At 65.2% G+C, this 25,136-nt stretch carries 22 protein-coding genes and 1 tRNA gene; 8 read left to right on the plus strand and 15 right to left on the minus strand.

The annotated features are described in order from the left end of the window. Positions 1 to 104 precede the first annotated feature (104 nt). The 4 genes from ACQY8M_RS30910 to ACQY8M_RS30925 all read left to right on the plus strand — a co-directional run bounded on the left by ACQY8M_RS30910 (position 105) and on the right by ACQY8M_RS30925 (position 4,187). The gene (locus tag ACQY8M_RS30910; protein WP_428664237.1) at positions 105 to 1,514 is read left to right on the plus strand and encodes an aspartate aminotransferase family protein; all 1,410 of its coding nucleotides are present in this window, start codon (positions 105 to 107) and stop codon (positions 1,512 to 1,514) included. A gap of 1 nt (position 1,515) precedes the next feature. Then, positions 1,516 to 1,875, plus strand: a complete 360-nt coding sequence (locus ACQY8M_RS30915; RefSeq protein ID WP_428664240.1) for a hypothetical protein — start codon at positions 1,516 to 1,518, stop codon at positions 1,873 to 1,875. 140 nt (positions 1,876 to 2,015) lie between these two features. After that, a complete protein-coding gene (hemA, locus tag ACQY8M_RS30920; RefSeq protein ID WP_428664243.1) occupies positions 2,016 to 3,239 on the plus strand; it encodes a 5-aminolevulinate synthase in 1,224 nt (407 codons plus the stop codon). Between the two features lie 87 nt (positions 3,240 to 3,326). Further along, positions 3,327 to 4,187: a type 1 glutamine amidotransferase gene (locus ACQY8M_RS30925; RefSeq protein WP_428664246.1), complete on the plus strand. Its 861-nt coding sequence runs from the start codon at positions 3,327 to 3,329 to the stop codon at positions 4,185 to 4,187. 95 nt (positions 4,188 to 4,282) lie between these two features. Here ACQY8M_RS30925 and ACQY8M_RS30930 read toward each other — a convergent pair whose 3' ends face one another. The 5 genes from ACQY8M_RS30930 to gor form a co-directional block, all read right to left on the minus strand. After that, positions 4,283 to 5,485, minus strand: a complete 1,203-nt coding sequence (locus ACQY8M_RS30930; protein ID WP_428664249.1) for an MFS transporter — start codon at positions 5,483 to 5,485, stop codon at positions 4,283 to 4,285. A gap of 72 nt (positions 5,486 to 5,557) precedes the next feature. After that, the gene (locus ACQY8M_RS30935) at positions 5,558 to 6,187 is read right to left on the minus strand and encodes a glutathione S-transferase family protein (protein ID WP_428664251.1); all 630 of its coding nucleotides are present in this window, start codon (positions 6,185 to 6,187) and stop codon (positions 5,558 to 5,560) included. Positions 6,188 to 6,224: 37 nt separating this feature from the next. Continuing rightward, the gene (locus ACQY8M_RS30940) at positions 6,225 to 7,373 is read right to left on the minus strand and encodes a hypothetical protein (protein ID WP_428664254.1); all 1,149 of its coding nucleotides are present in this window, start codon (positions 7,371 to 7,373) and stop codon (positions 6,225 to 6,227) included. 47 nt (positions 7,374 to 7,420) lie between these two features. Further along, a complete protein-coding gene (locus ACQY8M_RS30945) occupies positions 7,421 to 8,749 on the minus strand; it encodes a class II 3-deoxy-7-phosphoheptulonate synthase (RefSeq protein ID WP_428675547.1) in 1,329 nt (442 codons plus the stop codon). Positions 8,750 to 8,942: 193 nt separating this feature from the next. After that, the gene (gor, locus tag ACQY8M_RS30950) at positions 8,943 to 10,331 is read right to left on the minus strand and encodes a glutathione-disulfide reductase (RefSeq protein WP_428664255.1); all 1,389 of its coding nucleotides are present in this window, start codon (positions 10,329 to 10,331) and stop codon (positions 8,943 to 8,945) included. A gap of 139 nt (positions 10,332 to 10,470) precedes the next feature. Here gor and ACQY8M_RS30955 point away from each other — a divergent pair, with 139 nt between their 5' ends. After that, entirely contained in the window at positions 10,471 to 10,956 is a 486-nt protein-coding gene (locus ACQY8M_RS30955) for an EF-hand domain-containing protein (RefSeq protein ID WP_428664257.1), read from the plus strand. A 14-nt stretch (positions 10,957 to 10,970) separates the two neighbouring features. Here ACQY8M_RS30955 and ACQY8M_RS30960 read toward each other — a convergent pair whose 3' ends face one another. From ACQY8M_RS30960 to ACQY8M_RS30995, 8 genes are all read right to left on the minus strand, one after another. After that, positions 10,971 to 12,194, minus strand: a complete 1,224-nt coding sequence (locus tag ACQY8M_RS30960; protein WP_428664259.1) for an ABC transporter substrate-binding protein — start codon at positions 12,192 to 12,194, stop codon at positions 10,971 to 10,973. A 116-nt stretch (positions 12,195 to 12,310) separates the two neighbouring features. After that, entirely contained in the window at positions 12,311 to 13,537 is a 1,227-nt protein-coding gene (locus ACQY8M_RS30965) for an ABC transporter substrate-binding protein (protein WP_428664262.1), read from the minus strand. A 129-nt stretch (positions 13,538 to 13,666) separates the two neighbouring features. Further along, a complete protein-coding gene (locus ACQY8M_RS30970) occupies positions 13,667 to 14,884 on the minus strand; it encodes an ABC transporter substrate-binding protein (RefSeq protein ID WP_428664264.1) in 1,218 nt (405 codons plus the stop codon). Positions 14,885 to 14,898: 14 nt separating this feature from the next. Then, on the minus strand, positions 14,899 to 16,122 hold the full coding sequence (locus ACQY8M_RS30975; RefSeq protein ID WP_428664266.1) for an ABC transporter substrate-binding protein: 1,224 nt from the start codon (positions 16,120 to 16,122) through the stop codon (positions 14,899 to 14,901). Between the two features lie 70 nt (positions 16,123 to 16,192). After that, the gene (locus ACQY8M_RS30980; RefSeq protein ID WP_428664268.1) at positions 16,193 to 17,257 is read right to left on the minus strand and encodes a branched-chain amino acid ABC transporter permease; all 1,065 of its coding nucleotides are present in this window, start codon (positions 17,255 to 17,257) and stop codon (positions 16,193 to 16,195) included. Position 17,258: 1 nt separating this feature from the next. Then, positions 17,259 to 18,164 carry a branched-chain amino acid ABC transporter permease gene (locus tag ACQY8M_RS30985; RefSeq protein WP_428664271.1) on the minus strand — a complete coding sequence of 302 codons (906 nt, stop codon included), beginning with the start codon at positions 18,162 to 18,164 and terminating at the stop codon, positions 17,259 to 17,261. 7 nt (positions 18,165 to 18,171) lie between these two features. Then, positions 18,172 to 18,885: an ABC transporter ATP-binding protein gene (locus ACQY8M_RS30990; protein WP_428664273.1), complete on the minus strand. Its 714-nt coding sequence runs from the start codon at positions 18,883 to 18,885 to the stop codon at positions 18,172 to 18,174. Next, positions 18,885 to 19,673, minus strand: a complete 789-nt coding sequence (locus ACQY8M_RS30995; RefSeq protein ID WP_428675549.1) for an ABC transporter ATP-binding protein — start codon at positions 19,671 to 19,673, stop codon at positions 18,885 to 18,887. The genes ACQY8M_RS30990 and ACQY8M_RS30995 overlap by 1 nt, the downstream gene beginning before the upstream one ends. A gap of 405 nt (positions 19,674 to 20,078) precedes the next feature. On the opposite strand from ACQY8M_RS30995, the gene ACQY8M_RS31000 reads away from it, so the two are divergent. Continuing rightward, positions 20,079 to 21,008, plus strand: coding sequence for an EF-hand domain-containing protein (locus ACQY8M_RS31000; RefSeq protein WP_428664276.1), 930 nt, complete (start codon positions 20,079 to 20,081; stop codon positions 21,006 to 21,008). A 58-nt stretch (positions 21,009 to 21,066) separates the two neighbouring features. Here ACQY8M_RS31000 and glmS read toward each other — a convergent pair whose 3' ends face one another. Beyond that, on the minus strand, positions 21,067 to 22,890 hold the full coding sequence (gene glmS, locus ACQY8M_RS31005) for a glutamine--fructose-6-phosphate transaminase (isomerizing) (RefSeq protein WP_428664279.1): 1,824 nt from the start codon (positions 22,888 to 22,890) through the stop codon (positions 21,067 to 21,069). Between the two features lie 5 nt (positions 22,891 to 22,895). After that, entirely contained in the window at positions 22,896 to 24,254 is a 1,359-nt protein-coding gene (glmU, locus tag ACQY8M_RS31010; protein WP_428664282.1) for a bifunctional UDP-N-acetylglucosamine diphosphorylase/glucosamine-1-phosphate N-acetyltransferase GlmU, read from the minus strand. 57 nt (positions 24,255 to 24,311) lie between these two features. On the opposite strand from glmU, the gene ACQY8M_RS31015 reads away from it, so the two are divergent. Together ACQY8M_RS31015 and ACQY8M_RS31020 are read left to right on the plus strand one after the other, a co-directional pair. Next, entirely contained in the window at positions 24,312 to 25,013 is a 702-nt protein-coding gene (locus ACQY8M_RS31015) for an HAD-IA family hydrolase (protein WP_428664285.1), read from the plus strand. A gap of 34 nt (positions 25,014 to 25,047) precedes the next feature. Beyond that, positions 25,048 to 25,122: transfer RNA gene (locus ACQY8M_RS31020), tRNA-Val, on the plus strand. Positions 25,123 to 25,136: the final 14 nt, after the last annotated feature.

The following is a 25,136-nucleotide window of genomic DNA, read 5'->3' on the forward strand; positions in this document are numbered from 1 at the left end:
CAATTCCACAAGAATTCTCATTGGCCAGCATGAAACACAACCGTTGGACAGGCCTTGGCCGGGCTCCTATCGTGCTGCCCTCGGGTTAATTTGAGGATGCGGCCATGAACGACGTTCCACGCAGCTTTCGCGGCAATTCGAATGCCGCGCGCGACATCGCGCATCATCTGCACCCCTACACCAACTTCAAGAAGCACGAGGCGACCGGCCCGGTCACGATCGTGCGCGGCCGCGGCATCTACGTCATGGACGACGACGGCAAGGAGTACATCGAGGGCATGGCCGGCCTGTGGTCGGCGGCGCTGGGCTTCAGCAACGAGCGGCTGGCGACGGTCGCCTACGAGCAGATGAAGCAGCTTCCCTTCTACCACGCCTTCAACCAGCGCTCCCACGAGCCAGCGATCAATCTCGCCGAGAAGCTGAAGTCGATGGCGCCGGTCGAGATGTCGAAGGTGTTCTTCGCGAACTCCGGCTCCGAGGCCAACGACACCGTCGTGAAGATGGTGTGGTACATGAACAATGCGCTGGGCCGGCCGAAGAAGAAGAAGATCGTCTCGCGGATCAAGGGCTATCATGGCATCACCGTGGCCTCGGGCAGCCTCACTGGCCTTCCGGTCAACCATCGCTCCTTCGACCTGCCGATCGCCAACATCCTGCACACGAGCTGCCCGCACTACTACCGCTTCCACACCGAGGGCGAGACCGAGGACCAGTTCACGACGCGCTGCGCCGAGGAGCTCGAGCAGCTGATCATCAAGGAAGGCGGCGCCGATGAAGTCGCCGCGATGATCGCCGAGCCGGTGATGGGCGCCGGCGGCGTGATCGTGCCGCCCAAGGGCTACTACGAGAAGATCCAGGCGGTCTGCACCAAGTACGACATGCTGTTCGTCGCCGACGAGGTGATCAACGGCTTTGGCCGCACCGGCAACGTCTGGGGCTGCCAGACGATGAATATCAAGCCGGACATCCTGACCTGCGCCAAGGCGCTGTCGGCGTCGTTCCTGCCGATCTCGGCGGTGATGATCACCGACAAGATCTACCAGGCGCTGATGAGCGAGAGCGACAAGATCGGCACCTGGGGCCACGGCTTTACCTACTCCGGCCACCCCGTGGCCGCGGCCGTCGCGCTCGAGGCCCAGAAGATCTACGACGAGATCGACCTGTTCGGCCACGCCAAGCGCATGAGCCCGATCTTCCAGAAGCACCTGCAGTCGTTCGCCGATCACCCGCTGGTCGGCGAGGCGATGGGCGTCGGCATGGTCGGCGCGCTCGAGATCGTGGCCGACAAGAAGACCCGCGCGCCGTACGACCTCGCCACGGTCGGCGCCGGCACGCGCGTTGCCAACCACGCCCAGGCGCTCGGCCTGTTCGTGCGCAACATGGGCGATCGCGTCGCGATCTGCCCGCCGCTGATCATCAACGAGACCGAGCTGGCCGACCTGTTCGGCCGCCTGCACAAGGCGTTCGATCTGGCCCTCGCCGACATGAAGACGGACGGCCACTTCGAGGGCTGACATGGTCGGGGGCGCCCCTGGGCCGGACGCCCCTGCCTCGCCCGACTGGACGCCGCCCTTCGGCACCAGCCAGCGGATCCGTAACCGGGCGATCTGGGCCGTGGCGTTCTTCGCCGCCGCCGTCCCTCCGGCCCTGGTCGGCATGGGCGTTGCCTCGGCCCGGGGCGAAGAGATCGCGGTCGGCATGCCGATCGCCCTTGCGCTCTGGGCACTCGGAGCGCTGTTTGCGGTCGCTGCTGCCGTCCCGACGCTGCGCCATTGGGACGGGTTGCCGCTTCAGGTACGCCTGCTTGGCGCCCTGCCGATGCTCACGGTCTCGTTGTTCCTGAGTGCAGCCCTGATCGGGGTGCTGCTGGCCTGACGTTGCGAACGGCTCGCAAAATTCGTCACGCCTTCGTGTTTGATCCTGCTCAAGGCGCGCGGGCGATCCGCGACCATAATGTCCAAGAACAACGGAACCGATCCGAGTAGTTTCGGCGCCGACGGGGGTACAGGATCAAGATGGACTACGAGGCATTCTTCTCGGGACATTTGCGCCGCCTGCACGACGAGGGCCGTTATCGCGTCTTCGCCGAGCTGGAGCGCGTCGTCGGTGCCTTTCCCCGAGCCCGCTTCCATCGCGAGGGCGAAGCGGCGCGCGACGTGACGGTGTGGTGCAGCAACGACTATCTCGCCATGGGCCAGCACGCGGTGGTGGTCGAGGCCATGCAGGCCGCCGTCGGTGCGCAGGGATCGGGCGCCGGCGGCACGCGCAACATCTCCGGCACCAACACGCTGCACGTGGCGCTGGAGCGCGAGCTCGCGTCATTGCACGGCAAGGAATCTGCCCTGGTCTTCACCTCGGGCTATGTCGCCAACGAGACGACCCTGCAGACGCTCGGCGCCTTGCTGCCCGGCTGCGAGATCTATTCCGACGCTTTCAACCACGCCTCGATGATCGCCGGCATCCGCCATTCCGGCGCCGTGCGCCGGATCTTCCGGCACAATGACGTGGCCCATCTCGATGAACTGCTGGCCGCCGCCGATCCGGCGAGGCCAAAGATCGTCGCCTTCGAATCGGTATACTCGATGGATGGCGACGTCGCGCCGATCGGCGAGCTGTGCGATCTCGCCCACCGCTACGGCGCGCTCGCCTACCTCGACGAGGTCCATGCCGTGGGCATGTACGGTGCGCAGGGCGGCGGCGTGGCCGAGCGCGACGGTGTGCTCGACAAGGTCGACATCGTGCAGGGCACGCTCGCCAAGGCGTTCGGCGTGGTCGGCGGCTACATCGCCTCGACCGCGGCCACCGTCGATTTCGTGCGCTCGTGCGGCGCGGGCTTCATCTTCTCGACCTCGATGCCGCCCGCCATCGCCGCCGGCTCGCTCGCCAGCATCCAGTTTGTCCGCGCCCATCCCGAGTTGCGCACCCGCCACCAGGAGCGGGCGGCAACGTTGAAGCGGCGCCTGGCCGCGGCCGGCCTACCCGTCATGCCGTCGACGACCCATATCGTGCCGGTTTTCGTGGGCGACGCCGCCCTCGCCAAGCAGGCGAGCGACCTGCTGATGGACCGTCACGCCATCTACGTGCAGCCGATCAACTATCCGACCGTCCCGCGCGGGACCGAGAGGCTGCGCCTGACACCGACACCGCTCCATTCCGACGAGCACATGACCCGGCTGGTCGCGGCGATGCAGGACGTCTGGCAGTCTCTGGGCCTCGGCTGCCGCGCCGCGGCGGAGTAGCCTGCCTTCCGGGACATATCCGATCTCGGGCAAAACGGCGCTGTGCAGCTTTACTTGGCTGAAAGCAGCTCTACGATCCGGCCGATCATGCCGCGCCTGCTCATCGTCAATTGCACCCACGACTCGCTGCTGCAGAGGCTGGCGGCTCTGGGCAGTCGTCCCTACGACGAACAGTTCATCGCTGCGGCCTCCCGCCATCTGCCGCCCGGGCAGTCGCTGGAGACCTTCACGCTCAACATCGGCGATGGCGAGGACCTGCCACAGGGAGTGCAGCTCGGCGATTTCGACGGCGCCTGGCTCTCCGGCTCGCCGCTCAACGTCTATCGCCTCGAGCAGCCGACGATTCGCGAGCAGCTCGATCTGGCCGGCGCCATCTGGCAGGCCGGTGTACCGGCCTTCGGCTCGTGCTGGGGACTGCAGCTCATGACGGCTGCGCTGGGCGGCACGGTGCATCTCAATCCGAACGGCCGCGAGATCGGCGTGGCGCGTCGCATCGCACCGACCGAGGCCGGCCGCCGCCACGCGCTCTTCGATGGCAAGCTCGGCCCCTTCGACGCACTGTGCAGCCACGAGGACGAGGTCGCGACGCTGCCTGCCGGCGCGGAGCTGCTGGCCTCGAACGCGGTCAGCCGGGTCCAGGCGATGGCGATCCGCGAGGGCGGCAAGAGCTTCTGGGGCGTGCAGTACCATCCGGAGTTCGACTTCGGCGCGGTCGCGGCGATCATTGCGCTGCGCGCCCAGCGCCATCTTGACGAGGGACTGGCGATGTCGGAAGGCGAAGTGGACATGATCGTCTCGGACTTCCGCAGCGTCACGCAGGACGCAGCACGCAAGGATCTCGCCTGGAAGTACGGCCTGCATGCCGACGTGCTCGATCCCAAGATCAGGACCGTCGAATTCGGCAACTGGCTCCGGGCCGAGGTGCTGCCACACGCGGCCGGTCGGTAGACGCGAAAGCGTCCTCATGGTCTTGATGGGAGAGCGGGTCTCCAGACCCGCTCCAAATCATGAGCGGTTCTGGAGAGCCGCGCTCCCGGCGAAAATCAGGCCGGCTTCTCCACCGTGCGCATCATCCAGACGCGAGAGAAGGCCAGCACTGTGCCGATCAGCACGACCATTGCCAGCGCCGGCAGCACCATGGCGAGCTTGAGCCCCAGAACGGAGGCCAGCGTGCCGGCGATGAAGGCGCCGATCGGGCCGCCGCCGCCGAGGCCGAGCTGGAACAGCGCCAGCAGCCGCGCGCGGTGGGTCGGCGGCGCCACGATCTGCAGCACGGTGCGCCCCTGTGTGAGGGTGATGCCGGCGCCCAGTCCCCAGAGGAAGCAGAGCGCATTCAGCAGCAGGAAAGGCGGCTGCAGCGCCATGCAGAACAGGATGATCGCGCCGACCGAGACGGCGCACACGACGAGGCGGCCGCGCCGCGTCAGGTTGCGCGCCAGTCCGGCAAAGGCGAAGGCGGCGACGATGGTGCCGGCCCAGAACGCCAGGTTCACATAGGCGATCTCGGCAGCGCCGCCGTGGTAGATGTCGCGCACGACGAGCGGCAGCACCGCCATGAACGGCCCAACATAAAAGACACCGATGCCGAAGTTGAGGAGCAGCACGGGCCAGATCTGCTCGGAGCGCGCGGCTTCGGCAATGCCGTCGGCGATGCTGCGCCAGAAGCTCGGATGCTGCGCGGGAGGGTGTGGCGGCGGATCTGGCAACATCCAGACAGCGATCGCGCCCAGCAGCACGAGCGCCGCATGACCGGCCAGCAGCGGCAGGGCGCCGACGCGGTCGGCCTGAGAGGCACAGGCGATGCCGATCAGCTGGCCGACGAATTGCAGCGCCGTCGCGAGCGCCACGGCCCGCGGCAGATTACCCGACGCCACGTAAGGCAGCAGCGCGTCGCGCGTCGGCACGGCGAAGGCGCCGATCGATCCCGCGGCGAGGCCGTAGGCGATCAGCAGCGGGTAGCTGAGGCCGCCCATCGCCAGCACGGCGCCCAGCACCAGCGGAGGCACGGCGTAAAGCAGATGGTAGAGCAGCAGCAGCCGGCGCGCGTTGCCGCGGTCGGCGACCAGCCCGCCCATCGGCAGGAACAGGATGCCGGGCGCCATGAGCGCCACCTGGGCGATGCCGACAGAGAACGCGTCCATATGCAGGACGATGGCGGCCAGCCAGGAAAACAGCACCATCTGGATGCCGAGCGGGACGAACCACGTGCCGAGGCCGACCAGATAGATGGGAAAGGCTGAACGCATTATTTCTCGCAGGTGGCGGCACATGCCGCCGGCTCTGGCTCGCTCGGCTGTCGCCGCGTGTCCGATCCCCGCTTACGCGGCGACAAGGACGTTCCGCTCGCGCTCCAGCACGCGTCGCACCGCCGGCCGCGCCAGCATGCGGTCCTTCCAGGCCGTGTAGTTCTTCAACTCCTCGACCGGCAGGCCGATGCGCTTGCCCCAGCCGTAGAACACCAGTGCATAGCCGTCGACCACGCTGAACGTGTCGCCGAGGATCCATTGCTTGCCGACGAAAAGGCCGTCGATCTCCTTCAGCGCCGCGTGGAAGTTCTCGCGACCGGTCGCCTTGAGATGATCAAACACCGACGGGTCGGTCGCGAAGCGCTCGGGCCGGCTAATATGGGTGAAGGCCGGATGGACGTTGTTGGAGAACCAAGCCATCAGCGAGAGCGCGCGGGCGCGCCGCACCGGATCGGTCGGCATGAGCTGCGGCGCATGCACGGCGGCAACATAGTCGAGGATCGCTGTGTTTTCGACGATCGCGCCTTCGTCGGTCACGAGCGCAGGCACGCGCCCTCGCGGATTGACCTTCAGGTACTCTGGCGCCTTCTGCTCATTCTTGGCGAAAGACAGCGCCTGCCCCTCGAACTTGGCGCCGCTCTCCTCGAGGCCGATATGCGACGCCGTCGAGCACGCACCCGGCGCGTAGTAGAGCTTGAGCATCAATGTCTCCTTCGTTCGCCGCGCCCGCTGCGCCCAGCTACAACGGCGCGCCTGCACCATTCGGACGGCCGCGGTGGAGGAACTCGCGGCCGATCTTTACCCGCTTCACGCCGTCGTACTCGACGATGTCGGCGGTGGCGTAGGTCTCCGTCCAGTTCGACGGCAGGAAAGAGCCCGTGCCGACCACGTCGATCGGCGCCTTCGCCTCCGCCATGATGCGGCACTTGGCAGGGCCGAAGCCCGAAGACGCCACGATCCTGGTTTCGTTGAACCCCGCCTTGTCCAGTTCCGCCCGCAGATGGAAGATCGCCGCCGCCGAAACCCCAGTGCCGACGAGATAGCGAAGCTCCTCCTCGCTGCGATAGCCGCGGATCGACTCGGGCGAATAGCGCTCCAGCACAGCGTACGACGTCGCCGGGTCGAGGCCCTCGACGTAGCGCCCACCCGTCGTGTCGAGTCGGAAGGACAGCATCCCCTTGGCTGCGAGATCGGGAAAACGCCGGCACACCTCCAGCGAATCGGAGATCTCCCTGGCGAAGTAGTCGACCAGCACGGTCATCGGCTCACCGGGAAAAGTCTCGTGGAACATCTCGGCGGCGCGCAGCGTCGAACCGGCGTAGCCGACCAGGGCATGCGGCATGGTGCCGAGGCCCTGGTCGCGGCCGAAAAAGTGCGCCGTGGCATGAGTGGCATTGCCGATGAAGCCGACCGCGCCGACCTTGCGCTTGGCGCGGGCGGAGCCGACCGAGGCGGCGTAGGCCATCATCTCGGCCATTTCCTGTCCGGCACAATGCCGCGCATCCATCGCCAGGAAAGCCGTGTTCGGCATGTCGGCGCACATCGTCCAGGCGTTGTAAGCCGCGACGCACGCCGGACCGAGCTTCTGCAGGAAGATCGTCTCGAGGTCGACGAGATGGAAGAACGAGCCGGTGATGTACATCATGGGCTCGCCCGCGCCGACCCACTTGCCCTCGATGTAGCGCTTGTCGACCTCCACAGCGGTGTTGCGATCGCGGCCGGTGTCCTCGAGCCACTGCAGCGCGAGCCGCGGCGCGAACACCACGGGCCGGCGCATGAAGACGGCATAGGTCACACGGGTATCGCCGAACTTGCCGATCACCCGCTTGGTGCGGTTGAAGTAGTGATCGGTGTAGCGCTCTATCTCGCCATTGCTTGGGTGCGTCATCGGCCCTCCCCGGCCCTCGCGCTCCTGGGCGCCTGTTCGCGTCCGGTCTACGCGGCCGGACGCGCCCTCTGCACAGACAGGCGCTCCGCCTTGAGCTGCTCGGCCAGCAGGAACGCAAGCTCCAGCGCCTGGCTGGCGTTGAGGCGGGGATCGCACTGCGTCTCGTAGCGCTCGTTCAGCTGGTCGACCGTGATGTCGGTCGCGCCGCCGATGCACTCGGTGACCTCCTGGCCGGTCATCTCGAAATGTACGCCGCCGGGGTGGGTTCCCTCGGCGCGATGCACTTCGAAGAACGCCTTCACCTCGCGCAGGATGTTGTCGAAATCGCGCGTCTTGCGGCCGTTCGAGGCGGTCACCGTGTTGCCGTGCATGGGATCGCAGGACCACACCACCGACTTGCCGGCCCGCTTCACCGCCCGCACCAGCGGCGGCAGCTTGGTCGCGACGTGTTCGGCGCCCATTCGCACGATCATGACGATGCGGCCGGGCTCATTGTTGGGGTTCAGCCCGTCGATCAGCTTCAGCGTGTCATCGGTCGAGAGCGACGGGCCGCACTTGAAGCCAAGCGGATTGTGCACGCCGCGCAGGAACTCGACATGCGCCCCGTCGGTCTGGCGCGTCCGGTCGCCGATCCACAGCATGTGCGCCGAGCAGTCGTACCAGTCGCCCGAAGTCGAATCGACGCGGGTCAGCGCCTCCTCGTAGGGCAGCAGCAGCGCCTCGTGGCTGGTGAAGAAGTCGGTCTCGGCGATCTGCGGCGTGGTCGCCGAGTTCAGCCCGCAGGCGGCCATGAAGTTCAGCGTCTCGTCGAGCCGTGCGGCCAGGTCCTCGTACTTCTCGGACGCAGGCGAGCTGCGCACGAAGTCGAGGTTCCAGCGGTTGACCTCGTGCAGATCGGCATAGCCGCCCTGAGCGAAGGCGCGCAGCAGGTTGAGCGTGGCGGCCGACTGGTTGTAGGCTTGGACCATGCGCTCCGGATCGGGAACGCGCGCTTCCGGCGTGAACTCGAAGCCGTTGACGTTGTCGCCGCGGTAGGACGGCAACTCGACGCCGCCGATCTTCTCGACGTTCGACGAGCGCGGCTTGGCGAACTGGCCGGCCATACGGCCGACCTTCACCACCGGCACGCCGGCGCCGTAGGTCAGAACGACGGCCATCTGCAGCAGCACGCGGAACGTGTCACGGATGTTGTTCGCCGTGAAATCGGCGAAGCTCTCGGCGCAATCGCCGCCCTGCAGCAGGAAAGCCTCGCCATTGGCAACCTTGGCAAGCGCCGTCTTGAGCTTGCGCGCCTCGCCGGCGAAGACCAGCGGGGGATAGCGGCGCAGGCGCGCCTCGGCTCCGGCCAGGGTCGTCGCGTCCGGATAGACCGGCATCTGCTGCGCCGGCTTGCCGCGCCAGCTGGTCGGGGTCCAATCGGCGGCGCTCGTGCTGCGCGACTGCGCCTTCGGCGCCGTCCGGGATGCGCCCTGAATCGCGGTCATCTACTCCTCCTCCACCCGCCGCCCTTCAGGCTGGCCGGGGGCGTGAACCTATACGCGGTGTGGATAAAAGGCCAGCCGGACGAGCCTACTCGGCAGCTGCCCTTTTGGCTGTCGGTTCGGGTCGCGGTGTCCGCATCGTGACGAATTCCTCGCCCGCAGTGGGGTGAATTCCGACTGTCGCATCGAACTGCGCCTTGGTGGCGCCTGCCTTCACTGCGACTGCAAGTCCCTGGATCAGCTCGGCCGCGTCGTCGCCCACCATGTGGCAACCGACGACCCGGTCGGTGGCGGCTTCGACGATCAGCTTCATGAAGCTGCGCTGCTTGCGGCCGGCCAGCGTGTACTTCATCGGCGTGAAGGCCGAGGCATAGACACGGAGCTCGCCCAGAGTCTGGCGTGCCTCCTCCTCGGTCAGGCCGACATTGGCCATCTCCGGCTGACAGAACACCGCCGACGCTACGTTGCGATGATCGGCCTTGCGCGGCCTGTTGCCGAACTCGGTGTCGGCGAAACAGTGACCTTCCATGAGGGCGACGGGCGTGAGGTTGATGCGGTCGGTGACGTCGCCGACGGCCCAGATGTTCTCGACCGTGGTCCTCGACCATTCATCGACGGCGATCGCCCCCACCTTGTCGAGCTGTACGCCGACCTTCTCCAACCCGATGCCCGCCGTGTTGGGCACGCGACCGGTCGCATACATCACCAGATCGGTCTCGAACATGCCGCCGAGCGGCGTGCACAGCCGGTACGGCGCCTTGCCGTCGGTAGGCATGATGCGCTCGATCTCCGTCTCGGTCCGCATCCTGATGCCGCTCGCCTTCAGGGCTTCGTGCACGAAGGTGCGGCACTCCTCGTCGAAACCGCGCAGCACGCGGTCTCGCCGGATCACGATATCGACCTCGCAGCCGAGCCCATGGAAGATGCCGGCGAACTCGACGGCGATGTAGCCGCCGCCCACGATCGTCACCCGCTTGGGCAGCGGATCGGGCAGGTGGAACGCCTCGTTCGAGGTGATCGCGAATTCATGCCCCGGGATGGGCGGCATCTCGGGACGGCCGCCGGTGCACACCAGGATCTTCTCGGCGGTGATCTGCTCAGTGCCGACCTGGACGGTGTGGCGATCCATCAGCCGTCCGCGGCCCATGTGCAGCTTCACGCCGGCGCTGTCGAGCAGCCGGAGATAGACCGCATTCAGGCGATCGACTTCCTTGTTCACGTTGTCGCGCAGGGTCGACCAGGTGTGCTTGGGCGGCTCGAGCGTCCAGCCGTAGGCCGCGGAGTCCTCGAACTCGTGCGCGTACTTCGAGCCGTACATCAGGAGCTTCTTCGGCACGCAGCCGCGGATCACGCAGGTCCCGCCGACGCGGTAGTCCTCGCAGATGCCGACCCTTGCGCCGTGTGTCGCCGCAATGCGCGAGGCGCGGACGCCACCCGATCCGGCGCCGATGACGAACAGGTCGTAGTCGAATGCCATGACGCGATCCTCAGAGAGAACAAAACCTCAACACGGCCACATTTTGGACCCGCCTCGGACTATATCGGCCCTTAAACGCGCCGGTAAGGGAACCGGTGCGTGTGTAATCGGTAACCGATACAACCTAAAGGAGAACCTCGTGATTGCCAGAACGATCCTACCATCGATCCTGATCCTGCTCACCGCTGCGCCGGCCCTCGCCGCTCCCGGCGACGAGACGGCCGCGCCGCGCCCGGCTCGCGCCTCAAATTCGGGCATCATGCGCTACGATACCAACAAGGATGGCCTCGTCGACCGTAGCGAATGGACGGCCGGCCAGGAAGCGCGCTTCAAGCAGCTCGACACCGACAAGGACGGCAAGCTCAGCAAGGACGAGCTGTTCGCGCGCGCACGGCAGGCGTCAGGGATGGTCCTGCCGACCGACCGGACGCTCGAGCGGCAGGATGCCTTCTTCAGTCGCATGGATGCCGATCGCGACGGCACCATCAGCAAGGCCGAGTTCATGAGCCAGGCCGATCGCAATTTCGCCCGCTGCGATACCGACAAGGACGGCCGCACGGACGCCGCCGAATGCCGGCAGGCGCTACAGCGCCCGCCGGCCGATCGCGCCCGCCTCGAGCGGTGATTGGACGTAATCCCTCAGGAGCTTTCGGCGTGCATGACGTCGCCGAACAGCTCCCAGGTGTCGGTCTTGAAGGTCGCGAGTTGGACCGCCTGAATCGGGTAGAAGTCGGTCGCGCTGGTGCTGATCGTGATGCCAGGCAGCACCAGGGGGATCTTCTCGCCCCTGAAGCTGGCCGCCTGCTTCATGACGTTCTCGCGCGTCAGCAGGTCGCCGCACTTCTCGAGCGTGCGCTTCATCATCGTCGCCACCGAGTAGGCGAAGATGTAATTGGCGTCGGACTGGTTGGCCTGCGGCATATACTTGGTCATGTACGCGCGCCACGCCTTCATGTCGTCGTGGCCGTCCCATTGCTTGTCGGTGGGATCCATCAGGTAGGCCGCGGTGATAATGCCCTGGCTGTTCTCGAAACCGGCCGGCTTCATGGTCGAGGCGACCGAGGCCGACACGTTGTTGAGATACTGCGCCGGCTTCCAGCCGAGATCGCCGGCCTTGCGGATCGCCTGCGCGGCGAACTTGGGAATGGCAATGTTGAAGAAGACATTGGCGCCGGAGTCCTTGAGCTGGATGACCTGGCTATCGACGGTCGGGTCAGTCGTCTCGTAGGTCACGTGCTTGACGATCAGCTTGTCGGCATCCTTGCCCAATCCCTCGCGAAAGCCGCCGTAATAGTCCTTGCCGTAGTCGTCGTTCTGCATCAGCACGGCGATCTTCGGATCCTTGACGTTGGCCACGATGTGCTTGGCGTAGATCACGCCCTCGGTGTGGTAGTCGGGCTGGAAGCCCATGGTCCAAGGGAAATTCTTGGGATCTCCCCACTTTGACGCTCCGGTCGAGACGTAGAGGTGCGGGACCTTCTTCTGGTTGACGTACTTGTGGATCGCCGTGTTGGTTGGGGTGCCGAGCGTGTTGAACAGGCAGAGCACTTTCTCCTGCTCGACCAACTGCCGCGTCACCTCGACCGACTTCGACGGGTTGTAGCCGTCGTCGAGCGTGACAAAGTTGATCTTGCGGCCGTTGATACCACCGGTTTCGTTGACCATCTTCCAGAAGACCTGATGGGCCTGGCCGATCACGCCGTAGGCCGACGCCGGGCCGCTATAGGGACAGAAGTGCCCGATCTTGATCTCCTTGTCGGTCGCGCCATCGTCATACTTTTTCTGACCGAACGCCGCTCCGGACGCCGACAGAAGGGCAGCCGTCGAAACGGCCCCCAAGAAACCACGCCTGTTGGTATTCAACGCTTCCTCCGTTTTTGTTCGTTACGCGAGACAAGCGTAGGGCAATCCGGCGTTGCCTAAAAGAGAAAGGCCGCCGAAACCGGCGGCCTTTCCTTTCTCCACGACCGAAGCGGAAATCAGGAGCCTTCGGCCGACATGACGTTGCCGAACAGCGCCCAGCCCTCGTTCTTGAAGGTGGCGAGCTGAACCGACTGGATCGGGTAGAAGTCGGTCGGGCTCGTGCTGACAGTGATGCCCGGCAGCAGCATGGGCACGCGGAACTTCTGGAAGTTCGTCGCCTGCTTCATGACGTTCTCGTGGGTCAGCGTGTCGCCGCACTTCTTCAGCGTCTCGTGCATCAGGTACGACACGGTGTAACCATAGACGTAGTTGGCGTCGCCCTTGTTGGCCTGCGCCATGTACTTGTCCATCCACGCCGTCCAGGTCTTCACCTCGGGCAGATCGACGAACTGCTTGTCGAGAGGATCGATCAGGTAATAGGCGGTGATGATGCCCTGGCTGTTCTCGTAGCCGGCCGGCTTCATGACCGCCGCGATCGAGGCCGACACGTTGGTCAGGTAGTGCGCCGGCTTCCAGCCGATGTCGGCGGCCTTGCGGATCGCCTGCGCGGCGAACTTCGGCGTGGAGATGTTCAGGAAGACGTTGGCGCCGGAATCCTTGAGCTGGATGACCTGGCTGTCGACCGTCGGATCGGTCACCTCGTAGGTGGCGAGCTTGACGATCATCTTCGCATTGTCCTTGCCGAGGCCGTCCTTGAAGCCTTCGACGTAGTCCTTACCGAAGTCGTCGTTCTGCATCAGGATGCCGACCTTGGCGTCCTTGACGTTGGCCAGCATGTGCTTGGCGTAGATCGCGCCCTCGGTGTGGTAGTCGGGCTGGTAGCCCATCGTCCACGGGAACTCCTTGGGCTTGCCCCACTTCGATGCGCCGGTGGCGACGTAGAGCTGCGGCACCTTCTTCTGGTTCATGTACTTCTGGATGGCCGTGTTCGACGGCGTGCCGAGCGTGTTGAAGAGGCACAGCACCTTCTCCTGCTCGACCAGCTGGCGCACCACCTCGACGGTCTTGGCCGGATTGTAGCCGTCATCCAGTGTGATGAAATTGACCTTGCGGCCGTTGATGCCACCGGCGTCGTTGACGCTCTTCCAGTACGCCTCGATCGTCTTGCCGATCACGCCATAGGCCGAGGCAGGGCCGCTGTAGGGACCGGCGTGGCCGATCTTGATCTCGGCGTCCGTCGCGCCGTTATCGTACTTCTTTTGCGCGAACGCAGCGCTACCCGACAAAGCGACGGCCGACATGCCGCCGATAAACGTACGCCTACTCGTAGTCACTGATGTCACCTCCTATGTAACAGGTGGCGAGCTTTTCCCCTGAAAACACGGCGGTGAAAAGACACAAATGGGAAGGCCGCCAGATTTCCGGCGGCCTGTCCATTTTTTGTGTGAAACAGCCGGTTCCGGCCATCGACATCAGCTGCTTTCGGCGTGCATCACCTCGCCGAAAAGCTCCCAGGTCTCGCCCTTGAAGCGTTGAAGCTGCACGGCCTGGATGGGGTAGAAATCGGTCGGACTGGTGCTGACGGTGATGCCGGGCAGCAGCAGCGGGACGCGGAACTTCCGGAAGCCCGCCGCCTGCTTCATCAGGTTGGCGCGCGTTAGCTCGTTGCCGCAGCGCTTCAAGGCCTCGGTCATCAGGTAGCTGACGCCATAGGCGTAGATGTGGTTGGCGTCCGCCTTGTTGGCGCCCGGCATCCACTTGTCCATCCAGGCGCTCCACGTCTTCATCTCGTCGTTGGCCTGCCACTGCTTGTCGGTGGCGTCCATCAGGTAGGACGCGGTGATGATGCCTTGCGCATTGTCGAAGCCGGCAGGCTTCATCACGGCAGCCACGGAAACCGAGACGTTGTTGAGATAATGTACCGGCTTCCAGCCGATATCGGCTGCCTTGCGGATGCCCTGTGCCGCGGCCTTCGGTCCGGAAACGTTGAAGAACACGTTGGCGCCGGAGTCCTTGAGCTGGATGATCTGGCTGTCGACCGTCGGATCGGTCGCCTCGAAGGTGACGATCTTGACGATCCGCCCCACCTCCTTGCCCAGGCCCTCCTTGAATCCCCCGAGATAGTCGCGGCCGTAATCGTCGTTCTGATGGAGCACGCCGATCTTTGCATCCTTGATGTTTGCCAGGATGTGCTTGGCGTAGATCACCGCCTCGGTGTGGTAGTCGGGCTGATACCCCATGGTCCATGGGAAATTCTTGGGATCGCCCCATTTCGAGGCACCCGTCGCGACGAAGAGCTGCGGCACCTTCTTCGTATTCATGTACTTGTGGATCGCCGTGTTGCACGGCGTGCCGAGCGGCTGGAAAAGCGCGAAGATCTTGTCCTGCTCGACCAACTGGCGGACGATCTCGACAGTCTTGGACGGCACGTAGCCGTCGTCCAGCGAGATGAACCTGATCTTGCGCCCGTTGATTCCGCCGGCTTCGTTGACGCTCTTGAAATAGGTATCGATCGTCTTGCCGATGGCGGCATAGGCGGAGGCCGGGCCGCTGTACGGGTTGGTGTTGCCGATCTTGATCTCGGTGTCCGATGCGCCGTCGTCGTACTTTTTCTGCGCGACGGCGACCGTGGAGCCGGTCAGGAGGGCGGCCGCGCCGCCCCCCACGAAGGTACGCCTGTTCGTCTTCACCGTGTGTCCTCCCGTCAGGTGCTCTCGGCGTGCATGACGTCGCCGAACAGTTCCCAGGTTTCGCCCTTGAAGCGCGAAAGCTGGACGGCCTGGATCGGGTAGTAGTCGGTCGGGCTGGTGCTCACGGTGATGCCGGGCAGCAGCATCCGCAGCCGGAATTTCTGGAAGTTCGCCGCCTGCTTCATGACGTTCTCGCGCGTCAGGTTATCGCCGCACTTCTTCAGCGTCTCGTGCATCAGCGTGGCGACCGAATAGGCAAAGACGTTGGACGCGTCCTGAAGGCTGGCGGTCGGGTTGCTCTTCTTCATCCACTCGACCCAACCCTTCATGTCGTCGTGGCCGTCCCACTGCTTGTCGGTCGGGTCCATCAGGTATTGCGCGGTGAGCACACCCTGCACATTGTCGAAGCCCGCGGGCTTCATCGTCGAGGCGACGCTCGAGGAGACGTTGTTGAGATAGATCACCGGCTTCCAGCCGATATCGCCCGCCTTCCGCATCGCCTGGGCGGCGAACTTCGGGGTCGCGATGTTGAAGAAGACGTTGGCGCCGGAGTCCTTCAGCTGGATCACCTGGCTGTCGACGGTCGGATCGGTGACCTCGTAGCTGACATGCTTTGATACCCGGCTGGCCTCCTTGCCGAGGCCCTCCTTGAAGCCCTCCCAGTAGTCCTTGCCGTAGTCGTCGTTCTGCATCAGCACGCCGATCTTGGCGTCCTTGACGTTGGCCAGCAGATGCTTGGCGTAGATCACCGCCTCGGTGTGGTAGTCGGGCTGGTAGCCCATCGTCCACGGGAATTCCTTGGGCTTGCCCCACTTCGACGCACCGGTGGCGACGAACAGCATCGGCACCTTTTTCTGGTTCATGTACTTGTGGATCGCCGTGTTGGTCGGCGTGCCGAGCGTGTTGAAGGTGCACAGCACCTTGTCCTGCTCGACGAGCTGGCGGATCAGCTCCACCGTCTTGGGCGGGCTGTAACCGTCGTCGTAGGTGATGAAATTGACCTTGCGGCCATTGATGCCGCCGGCCTCGTTCACGGTCTTCCAGTAGGCCTGGATGGTCTTGCCGATGACGCCGTACGCGGACGCTGGACCACTATAGGGGTTGGTGTGACCGATCTTGATCTCGGTGTCGCTTGCCCCGTCGTCGTACTTCTTTTGCGAGAACGCTACGCGGTTACCCGTAATCACCGCCGCAGCCGATACGCCGGCCACGAAGGTACGTCTGCTAGTCTTCTTCATGTTCATCCTCCCAGTACGAGATCACTCCATGCACTACCCTCACGCGTCGCAAATCGGGTGGAAAGGAAGCCTAGGGACGCTTGCCGGCTTCGGCGGCCCGCGTCGTCGCCGTGCCGGCAGCCATGTTGCCGCGACCGAGGCGCTGGAGCCGACGGAACATGATGTAGACGCCACCGACGATGCCCATCGGCATCAGGTACATCAGCACGATCAGCAGGATGCCGAACACGGTGTAGGCCGACAGGTCGAACTGGAGGCCGAGATCGTTCTTGACGAAGGTCGAAAGCGCCTGGGCGGAGTTATCGACCAGCACATAGAAGATGCCGCCGACCACCGAACCGGCCAGCGAGCCGATGCCGCCGACCACGAGCCCGATGAGAAACTTGATCGACAGGAAGATGTTGAAGCTGTCGGGTGCCACGAAGGCGATGGCCGACGCCGACAGCGCTCCGGCAATGCCGGTATAGGCTGCGCTGATGCCGAACGTGACCGTCTTGTAGAGGGCGGTGTCGATGCCCATCGTGTCGGCCGCGATCGGGTAATCGCGGATCGCCATCATGGCGCGGCCGCTGCGGCTGTTCAGGATGTTGTTGGCCGCCCAATACAGGATGATCATCACGATCAGGCAGTAGAAATAGAGCCATTGGTCTTCCGACAGCGGCAGCCCGAACGGCACCTCGGGCTTGTTGAGCACGATGCCCTGCACCCCGCCCGTCAACCCCTCGAGCCATTTGTATTTCAGGATCTGCGGCACCGCCAAGGCCAGCGCGAAGGTGGCGAGCGCGAGGTAATGGCCCTCGAGCTTGAGCGCGGGCAATCCGAACAGATAGCCGACGATGAAGCAGATCATGCCGGCCGCCGGCACGGTGGCCCAATACGGCACGCCGGCCTGATCCATCAGGATCGCGGCCGCATAGGCGCCGACAGCGTAGAAGGCGCCGTGGCCGAGGGAGATCTGGCCGTTGAAGCCAGTCAGCAAGTTGAGCCCCAGCACCGCGATCGCCGCGATGATCATCGTGCTCACCAGGAACAGCCGGTAGTCCGACACCAAACCGGGAATCAGCGGCTGCAGCAGCGGAATGACCACCGCAAGCACGATGATCAGCAGCGCCCACTTCTTGGGAAAGGCCGGCATCTCAAACCCTCTTCACGACGACGCGGCCGAACAGGCCGGCCGGCTTCACGGTCAGCACGAAGATCACGATGATCAGCGCCACCGTGAGCTTCTCGCCGTTGCCGATGATGTAGATGCCCGTCGCCTTCTCGATCTGGTTGCCGGCGAAGGCCACCATGTTCTCGAGCACACCGACGATGAAGCCGCCGAGGACCGCGCCGCCCGGATTGCCGATGCCGCCGACGAGAGCCCCGGCGAAGGCATAGAGAAGGATGCCGCCCATCATGTTGGGGTCGAGATATACGATGTGAGCCACCATGATGCCGGCTACGGCGCCGACCGATGCCGCGAGGCCCCAGCCCAGCGCCAGCATCCAGTCAACCCTCACGCCGACCAGCCGGGCCATCTGCGGGTTCTGCGCCGCCGCGCGCATGGCCAGGCCGAGCGGCGTGAAGCGGAAGAAGACGAACAGCAGCGTCAGCACGATCAGGGTGACCAGCACGACGCCGAGCTGATGGGGCCCGATCACGCCGGCGATGCCGAAGCTCGACTTGGGGAACGGCGAGGGAAATTCCTTGATCAGGTAGCTCCAGATCGCCCCTGCCACCGAATTGCAGATCGCCAGCAGGCCGATGAACACCACGATGACGGAGAGCACCGGCGCATTGTGCAAAGGTCGCAAGATGGCGCGCTCGATCGCAACGCCCAGCATGAACGAGATCAGCACGGCGAGGATGAAGGCGCCCCAGAAACCCACGCCCCAATTCATCAGCTGCCAGGCGAGGTACGTGCTGAACATCGCCATCTCGCCCTGGGCGAAATTGATGTGGTCGGTCGAGACGTAAATCATGACCAGCGCAAGCGCCACGCAGGCATAGATGGCACCGTTGGCAAGGCCCGATGCGAGCTGCTGGAGGAACTGTTCCATGTCTGCCTCAGTAACCCAGGTACGACTTACGCACGTTCTCGTCGTTCTTGACGACTTCGGACGGCCCCGACATCACGACCTTGCCGGTTTCCAGCACATAGGCATGGCTGGCCAGGTCGAGAGCCAGCGCCGCGTTCTGCTCGACGAGCAGGATGCTCACGCCCTCCTCCTCGTTGATCCGGCGCAGGATGCGGAAGATCTCGAGCACGATCAGCGGAGCCAGGCCGAACGACGGCTCGTCGAGCAGCATCAGCCGCGGCTTCAGCATCAGCGCACGGGCGATCGCCAGCATCTGCTGCTCGCCGCCCGACAGCGTGCCGGCCTGCTGCTGGACCCGCTCCTTGAGGCGCGGAAAATAGCTGAAGACCCGTTCGCGCTCGGCCGCGACCGCGGACCTGTCCCGGCGGGTGTAGGCCGCGATGCGCATGTTCTCGTCGACCGTCAGCGTCGTGAACGTGCCGCGTCCTTCGGGCACGTGGGCGATCCGCAGGCGAACGATCTCCTCGGTCGCCATGCCGACCAGGTCCTTGCCGGCGAAGCGAACCGAGCCCTCGGTGCGCACCATGTTGCAGATCGCGCGCAGCGTCGTCGTCTTGCCGGCACCGTTGGCGCCGAGCAGCGTGGTGATACCGCCCTCGGGGATCTCGAAGCCGACGTCATACAGCGACTGCGTCTGGCCGTAGAACGCCTTCAATCCCTTTACTTCCAGCAGCGACGGCATCACGAGGTCCCCAGATAGGCGCGGATCACCTCGGGGTCGCGCTGGACCTGGGCCGGCGTGCCGTCGGCGATCTTCTTGCCGAAGTCGATCGCGACCACCTTGTCCGACACCGACATGACGAGGCTCATATGATGCTCGACCAGCAGCACGGTGACGTGCTGGGTATCGCGTACACGCTTGATCTGGCCCTTGAGGGTCTCGATCTCCTCGTGGTTCAGGCCGGCCGCCGGTTCGTCGAGCAACAGCAGCTTGGGGCTGGAGGCGAGCGCACGCGCCAGTTCGACCCGCTTGCGGATCGGAAACGGCAGCGGGCCGGCCAAGGCGTGTGTGAAGGGCACGAGATCCATGAATTCGATCAGCTCGAGCGAGCGCCGGGTGATGCGCTGCTCCTCCTCCTCGACCTTGCCCAGGCGGATTGCATTGTCGAAGAAGCTCGTGCTGCTGCGGCTGTGGCAGCCGACCTTGACGTTGTCGAGCACCGACATGCGGTCGAACAGCGCCACGTTCTGGAACGTGCGGCCAATGCCGATATACGGGATGGCGTGGCGCGGGCGATTGAGGATGGTCTTGCCTTCGAACAGCACGTCGCCGCCGTTCGGCGTGTAGAGACGGCTCAGGCAGTTGAAGAGCGTCGTCTTGCCGGCACCGTTGGGCCCGATCAGGCCGGCGATCTGGCCGGGAAAGACATCGAAAGTGACGCCATCGAGCGCCACGATGCCGCCAAAGCGAACCGAGACGTTGCGGACGCTCAGCAGGGGCGGAGCGGTGGATGAGGACTGATTTGCCATGGTCACGTCGGTTTCGCGGCGGGCATCAATCAACATACCACCGCCGCGAAATTACCCTTGCCTCCCAACTACTTGCGGCCCTTCTTCGAGGCCTGCACACGTTGCACGATGGCTCATTGTGCCGGAGGACGCAACTCAAATGGCGGGCGTGTCATGAATTTGGCGTGATTGCGCCGCACGATGACCGTCAGACCCGACGTTGACACGCAACGTATTGCCGCCGATAGGAAATCCCCCTCAAAGATCGCGGACCTGCTGCCGATGCATCGCTTCCTTCGACCCATCCTGTTTGCCGCAGCCGCTCTCTCGTTTCCCGCCGCAGCTCAAACACCGCCAACCCAGGGATGGCCGTCCAATCGCGCTCCGGCGACACCCGTCCAGGCACCGCCAACGCCGCCTGCCGCAGTGGCCCCCACGCCCGCGCCGGCGGCCCCCGCCGCGAACGTTCCAATCCCGCTGCCGTTCTGGTTCAGCGAGATCGATACGGCGAAGAAGGGCGAGGTCAGCCGGCCCGATTTCCTGACGTACCGCATGAAGACGTTCGTGGAACTCGATGCCAACAAGGACGGCAAGCTCACGATCGAGGAATTCCTCAAGGTCGCCGAGCCGCCCTTCACCCCCGACGGACCGAACGTGTCGCCCCTCGAGGAACGGCGCGCTCGCGCCCGGACTGAGTTCCAAAACCTCGACACCAATCGCGACGGTTTCGTCGAGCGTGGCGAGGCCGAGGCGCTCGTGCACGCGGAATTCAACCAGTACGACATGGATCGCGACAACAAGATCACCGAGCCCGAGGTGCGGCTGGTGATGCAGGGCACGCTGCGCCGCGAAGAGCAGGCGCGCCGCGAGGAGCAGGCCCGTCGCCGCCAGGGACTGGTCGCGCTCAACGACTTCATCGACTTGCAGCTGCGCAGCGCCGACCAGCTCGACAAGAACAACGACGGCAAGGTCAGCGCGCAGGAATACACCACGCTCGCCGGCCCGGCCGACGGGCCGCAGGCGCAGGGCCTGCCGCCGTTCGAGCTGCGCCGCCAGATCGCGATGCGCAAGTTCGCCGAGATCGACGCCAACAAGGACAATATGCTCGATCGCGTCGAGCTGACGGCCTTCGCGGTCAGTCAGTTCCTGCGCATGGACCTGAACAAGGACCGCTTCCTGAACGAGGAAGAGTTCAAGAAGGCCGGAGAAGCCGAGCAGGCCAAAGTCCGGGCGATCGTCCAGTCGCTGCAGCCCGCGCAGCAGCCGCGCCCCGCTCCGGCTCAGGCGCGCCCGCCGGGACCGGCGCCCGCCCAGCCGCAGGGCCTCGCTCCCGGCCTGCCCCAGGGCACGCGCTAAGCCCTCTTCTCATGCTCGTCCGAACCGCGAGCCGGGCGCTCGCGATTCGGGGGAAGAGCTATTCGACAGTCACGCTCTTCGCGAGATTGCGCGGCTGATCGACGTCGGTGCCCTTGGCGACGGCGGTATAATAGGCCAGCAGCTGCACCGGAATCGTATAGAGGATCGGCGCGATCACCGGATCGACGGGCGGCATCGTGATCGACGCGAGGGCCTGCGCGCCGAGCCGCGCCACGCCGGCAGCATCGCTCATCAGGATCAGCCGGCCACCGCGCGCCTTGACCTGCTCGAAGTTCGACGCGGTCTTGTCGAACAGCGGGTCGGTCGGCGCCACCACGACAACCGGCACGAACTCGTCGATCAGCGCGATCGGTCCGTGCTTCATCTCGCCGCCGGCATAGCCTTCGGCGTGGATATAGGAGATCTCCTTGAGCTTCAGCGCGCCCTCGAGGGCGATCGGAAACGACGAGCCACGGCCGAGATAGAGCACGTCGCGGGCCGGGGCGAGGATCTCCTCGGAAATGCGGCGATAAATGCCCTCCATGTTGAGCGCCTCGTTGACATGCGCCGGAAGCTCGATCAGCGCGAGGGCGAGCCGCCGCTCGTCGGCCTCGCTCAGCGTTCCGCGCGCACGGCCCGCGGCGATCGCCGCGACGAGCAGCACGGTCAACTGGGTTGTGAAGGCCTTGGTCGAGGCTACGCCGATCTCCGGGCCGGCGAGGGTCGGCAGCACGACGTGCGATTCACGGGCGATGGCGCTCTCGGGCACGTTGACCACGGCCAGCAGCGTCTGGCCGTTGGCCTTGGCGTAGCGGATCGCGGCCAGAGTATCGACCGTCTCGCCCGACTGCGACACGGCGATGCAGACGCCGCCCTCTGGCAGCGGCGGCTCGCGGTAGCGCAGCTCGGACGCGACCTCGACCTCGACCGGCAGGCGAGCCAGGCTCTCGAACCAGTATTTCGCGACCAGACCGGCGTAGCAGGCCGTGCCGCAGCCGGTGATGGTGAGCTTGCTGACCTTGTTCCAGTCGAACGGCAGGGCCGGCAAGGTCACCGCGCGCGTGGCCGGATCGAGATAGCTCTGCAGCGTGTCGCCGATCACCGCCGGCTGCTCGTGGATCTCCTTGAGCATGAAATGGCGATGATTGCCCTTGCCCATCATCGCCCCAGAGATACCGCTCTGGCGAATCTCGCGCGTCACTTCGGTGGTACCCTGGTAGACCTTGCAGCCGTCTGCCTTGAGGACGACCCAGTCGTCGTCCTCGAGGTAGCTCACCCGCTTGGTGAAGGGTGCAAGCGCCAGCGCGTCGGTGCCGACATACATCCCACCATCGCCGTATCCGACGGCGAGCGAGCTGCCGCGGCGGGCGGCCATCAGGATGTCGTGGCGGCCGCTGAACAGTGCGACCAGCGCGAAGGCGCCGCGCAGCCGTGCCATCGTCTTGGCCATGGCATCCTCGGGCGTCATCTGACGCTCGAGCATCGAGGTCAGGAGCTGGGCCACGACCTCGGTGTCGGTATCGCTGTCGAAGCGCCGGCCCTCGGCCACAAGCTCGTCCTTGAGCTCCTGAAAATTCTCGATGATGCCGTTGTGCACGACCGCCACCCGGTCAGTGGCGATCGGATGAGCGTTGCGCTCCGACGGCTTTCCGTGCGTCGCCCAGCGCGTGTGGCCGATGCCGATCGTGCCACTCAGCGGCTCACGGTCCAGCCGGGTCTCCAGGTTGACCAGCTTGCCTTCGGCCCGCCGACGGTCGATGTGGCCGTTTATCAGGGTGGCGACGCCAGCCGAATCATAGCCGCGATACTCCAGGCGCTTCAGCGCATCGATCAGCAGCGGGGTGACCGGCGTCGTGCCGATGATTCCGATGATTCCGCACATGGAAACTATTTTCCCTTCGCTTGCTTGGCCGCCGACGCCTGTTCCTTCAGTCTCGCCCGGAGGCTCGCGGCGCGCCCCTCCTTTGTCAGCTGGCGGGCGCGGCCAAACGCCAACGCGTCGGCCGGGACGTCCTTGGTGATCACGCTGCCGGCGGTGACGTTGGCGCCCTTGCCGATCTTTACCGGGGCGATCAGCGAGGTGTTCGACCCTACGAAGGCATCGGGGCCGACCAGCGTGCGATGCTTGCCGTAGCCGTCGTAGTTCACGAAGATCGTGCCGGCGCCGATGTTGCTGCCCGCGCCGATCTCCGAATCTCCGAGATAGGCGAGATGGTTGGCCTTGGCGCCGCGCCCCATCTTCGTGGCCTTCAGCTCGACGAAATTGCCGACATGGGCGTCTTCGGCAACGTCCGAGCCGGGGCGGATGCGGGCGAACGGGCCGATGATCGCGCCCTTGCCGATCGTCGCGCCCTCGATGTCGCAGAACGCATTGATGCGCACGTTCGAGGCCACCGTCACGCCGGGTCCGAAGCGCACATTGGGGCCGAGCGTGACGTCGGGCGCAAACTTCGTGTCGGCCGACAGCCAGACCGTGTCGGGATCGGCCATGGTGACGCCCGCCGCCATCGCGGCGGCGCGCAGGCGGTTCTGAAAGGTGCGCTCCGCGACGGCCAGCTCGGCGCGCGAGTTCACCCCCTGGAACTCCTCTTCCACGCCTTCGACGGCGATTGCGCGATGCCCCCTGGCACGCGCGATGCCGACCGCGTCGGTGAGGTAGAATTCACCCTTCAGGTTGTCGTTGCGGATCGCGCCCAGCAGTTCGGCGGCTAGCGATCCATCGAGGCACATCACACCGGAATTGACGAAATCGATCGCCTTTTCCACCGGATTTGCATCCTTGCTTTCGACGATCTTCTCGAGCTCACCGCCGGTCACGATCAGCCGTCCGTAGGGCGACGGATCGCGCGCCCGAAAGCCCAGCACGCCGACGGCGGCCTTCTCGCGGTGGCAGGCCTGCACCAGCCGGTCCAGGCTCTCGGTCGTCAGCAGCGGCGAATCGGCATAGACCACCAGCACCGGCCCGCCATGGCCTTCGAGCGCGGGCAGCGCGACCCTGGTCGCATCGCCGGTGCCGAGAGTCTCGTGCTGGATCACCGTCGGATGCGGGGCGAAGGCCGCCGCGACCTGGTCGGCCCCGGGCGCGACCACACCCACGACCCGCGCCGGCTTCAGCCGTGCGACACTGTCCAGGACATGGCGCAACATCGGCTTGCCGGCCACCTGGTGGAGGACTTTCGGTAGCGACGATTTCATGCGCGTGCCGGCGCCGGCTGCCAGGACGACCGCGGCGATGGGTGCTTTCATGAGTTGTCGGATGCCACGGCGCTGGTCGTCCGGCAAGATGTGCTAAGGAAGTAATCCATGAATTCGAACGCCAAAAACCTCATCGCCAGCCGCTTCGACACCGTGATCTACGATCTCGACGGCACCCTGATCGACAGCGCCAAGGACATGCAGGTGGCGGTGAGCAACGTGCTCGCCGACCATGGTTTGCCGGCCGTCACCGAGGACGACGTGCGCATCTTCATGGGTCAGGGCAGCAAGGTCACTATGGCCAAGGCTTTCGCCAAGCACGGCAAGGCGCTCGACGACGACACGCTGAGCGCCGTGACCCGCGAATTCGTGCGCTATTACGAGGCCGACCCGATCAGCAACACCAGCGCCTTCCCCGGCGTCGCCGACGTGGTCGCCCGCTTCGCCCACCTGGGCCTCAAGCAGGGGGTCTGCACCAACAAGTTCGAGCGGCCGTCGCGGATGATCCTGGAGCATCTCAGGCTGATGCCGCCGATCGCCGACCTCGCCGGTGCCGACACCTTTCCAGTCCGCAAGCCCGACCCGCGCCACATCCTGATGCTGGTCGCGCGCATGGGCAGCACCCCCGGCCGGGCCGTCATGATCGGCGATTCCATCCACGACGTCGAAGCTGCCCACGGCGCCGGCCTGCCGGCGGTGCTGGTGAGCTGGGGCTACACCGCGACGCCCGCGAGCGAGCTGGGGGCCGAGGCCGTGATCGAAAGGTTCGACGCCCTGCCCCAGGCGCTGGAGAAGCTGGCTGCCGGTTGACGCCTGCGCCGGCCTGTCCTATACGCGCGCCCTCGGGCGATTAGCTCAGCGGGAGAGCACACCCTTCACACGGGTGGGGTCGTAGGTTCAATCCCTACATCGCCCACCATTGCCCCGACCCGT

Source organism: Reyranella sp. (assembly GCF_965279465.1).
Taxonomy (GTDB): Bacteria; Pseudomonadota; Alphaproteobacteria; order Reyranellales; family Reyranellaceae; genus Reyranella.

What these genes read in the sequence shown, in the direction of transcription:
- ACQY8M_RS30910 (WP_428664237.1), top strand. Translation starts at nt 105, where the DNA reads ATGAACGACGTTCCACGCAGCTTTCGCGGCAATTCGAATGCCGCGCGC.
- ACQY8M_RS30915 (WP_428664240.1), top strand. Translation starts at nt 1,516, where the DNA reads ATGGTCGGGGGCGCCCCTGGGCCGGACGCCCCTGCCTCGCCCGACTGG.
- hemA (WP_428664243.1), top strand. Translation starts at nt 2,016, where the DNA reads ATGGACTACGAGGCATTCTTCTCGGGACATTTGCGCCGCCTGCACGAC.
- ACQY8M_RS30925 (WP_428664246.1), top strand. Translation starts at nt 3,327, where the DNA reads ATGCCGCGCCTGCTCATCGTCAATTGCACCCACGACTCGCTGCTGCAG.
- ACQY8M_RS30930 (WP_428664249.1), bottom strand. Translation starts at nt 5,485, where the DNA reads ATGCGTTCAGCCTTTCCCATCTATCTGGTCGGCCTCGGCACGTGGTTC.
- ACQY8M_RS30935 (WP_428664251.1), bottom strand. Translation starts at nt 6,187, where the DNA reads ATGCTCAAGCTCTACTACGCGCCGGGTGCGTGCTCGACGGCGTCGCAT.
- ACQY8M_RS30940 (WP_428664254.1), bottom strand. Translation starts at nt 7,373, where the DNA reads ATGACGCACCCAAGCAATGGCGAGATAGAGCGCTACACCGATCACTAC.
- ACQY8M_RS30945 (WP_428675547.1), bottom strand. Translation starts at nt 8,749, where the DNA reads ATGCCGGTCTATCCGGACGCGACGACCCTGGCCGGAGCCGAGGCGCGC.
- gor (WP_428664255.1), bottom strand. Translation starts at nt 10,331, where the DNA reads ATGGCATTCGACTACGACCTGTTCGTCATCGGCGCCGGATCGGGTGGC.
- ACQY8M_RS30975 (WP_428664266.1), bottom strand. Translation starts at nt 16,122, where the DNA reads ATGAAGAAGACTAGCAGACGTACCTTCGTGGCCGGCGTATCGGCTGCG.
- ACQY8M_RS30980 (WP_428664268.1), bottom strand. Translation starts at nt 17,257, where the DNA reads ATGCCGGCCTTTCCCAAGAAGTGGGCGCTGCTGATCATCGTGCTTGCG.
- ACQY8M_RS30985 (WP_428664271.1), bottom strand. Translation starts at nt 18,164, where the DNA reads ATGGAACAGTTCCTCCAGCAGCTCGCATCGGGCCTTGCCAACGGTGCC.
- ACQY8M_RS30990 (WP_428664273.1), bottom strand. Translation starts at nt 18,885, where the DNA reads ATGCCGTCGCTGCTGGAAGTAAAGGGATTGAAGGCGTTCTACGGCCAG.
- ACQY8M_RS30995 (WP_428675549.1), bottom strand. Translation starts at nt 19,673, where the DNA reads ATGGCAAATCAGTCCTCATCCACCGCTCCGCCCCTGCTGAGCGTCCGC.
- glmS (WP_428664279.1), bottom strand. Translation starts at nt 22,890, where the DNA reads ATGTGCGGAATCATCGGAATCATCGGCACGACGCCGGTCACCCCGCTG.
- glmU (WP_428664282.1), bottom strand. Translation starts at nt 24,254, where the DNA reads ATGAAAGCACCCATCGCCGCGGTCGTCCTGGCAGCCGGCGCCGGCACG.
- ACQY8M_RS31015 (WP_428664285.1), top strand. Translation starts at nt 24,312, where the DNA reads ATGAATTCGAACGCCAAAAACCTCATCGCCAGCCGCTTCGACACCGTG.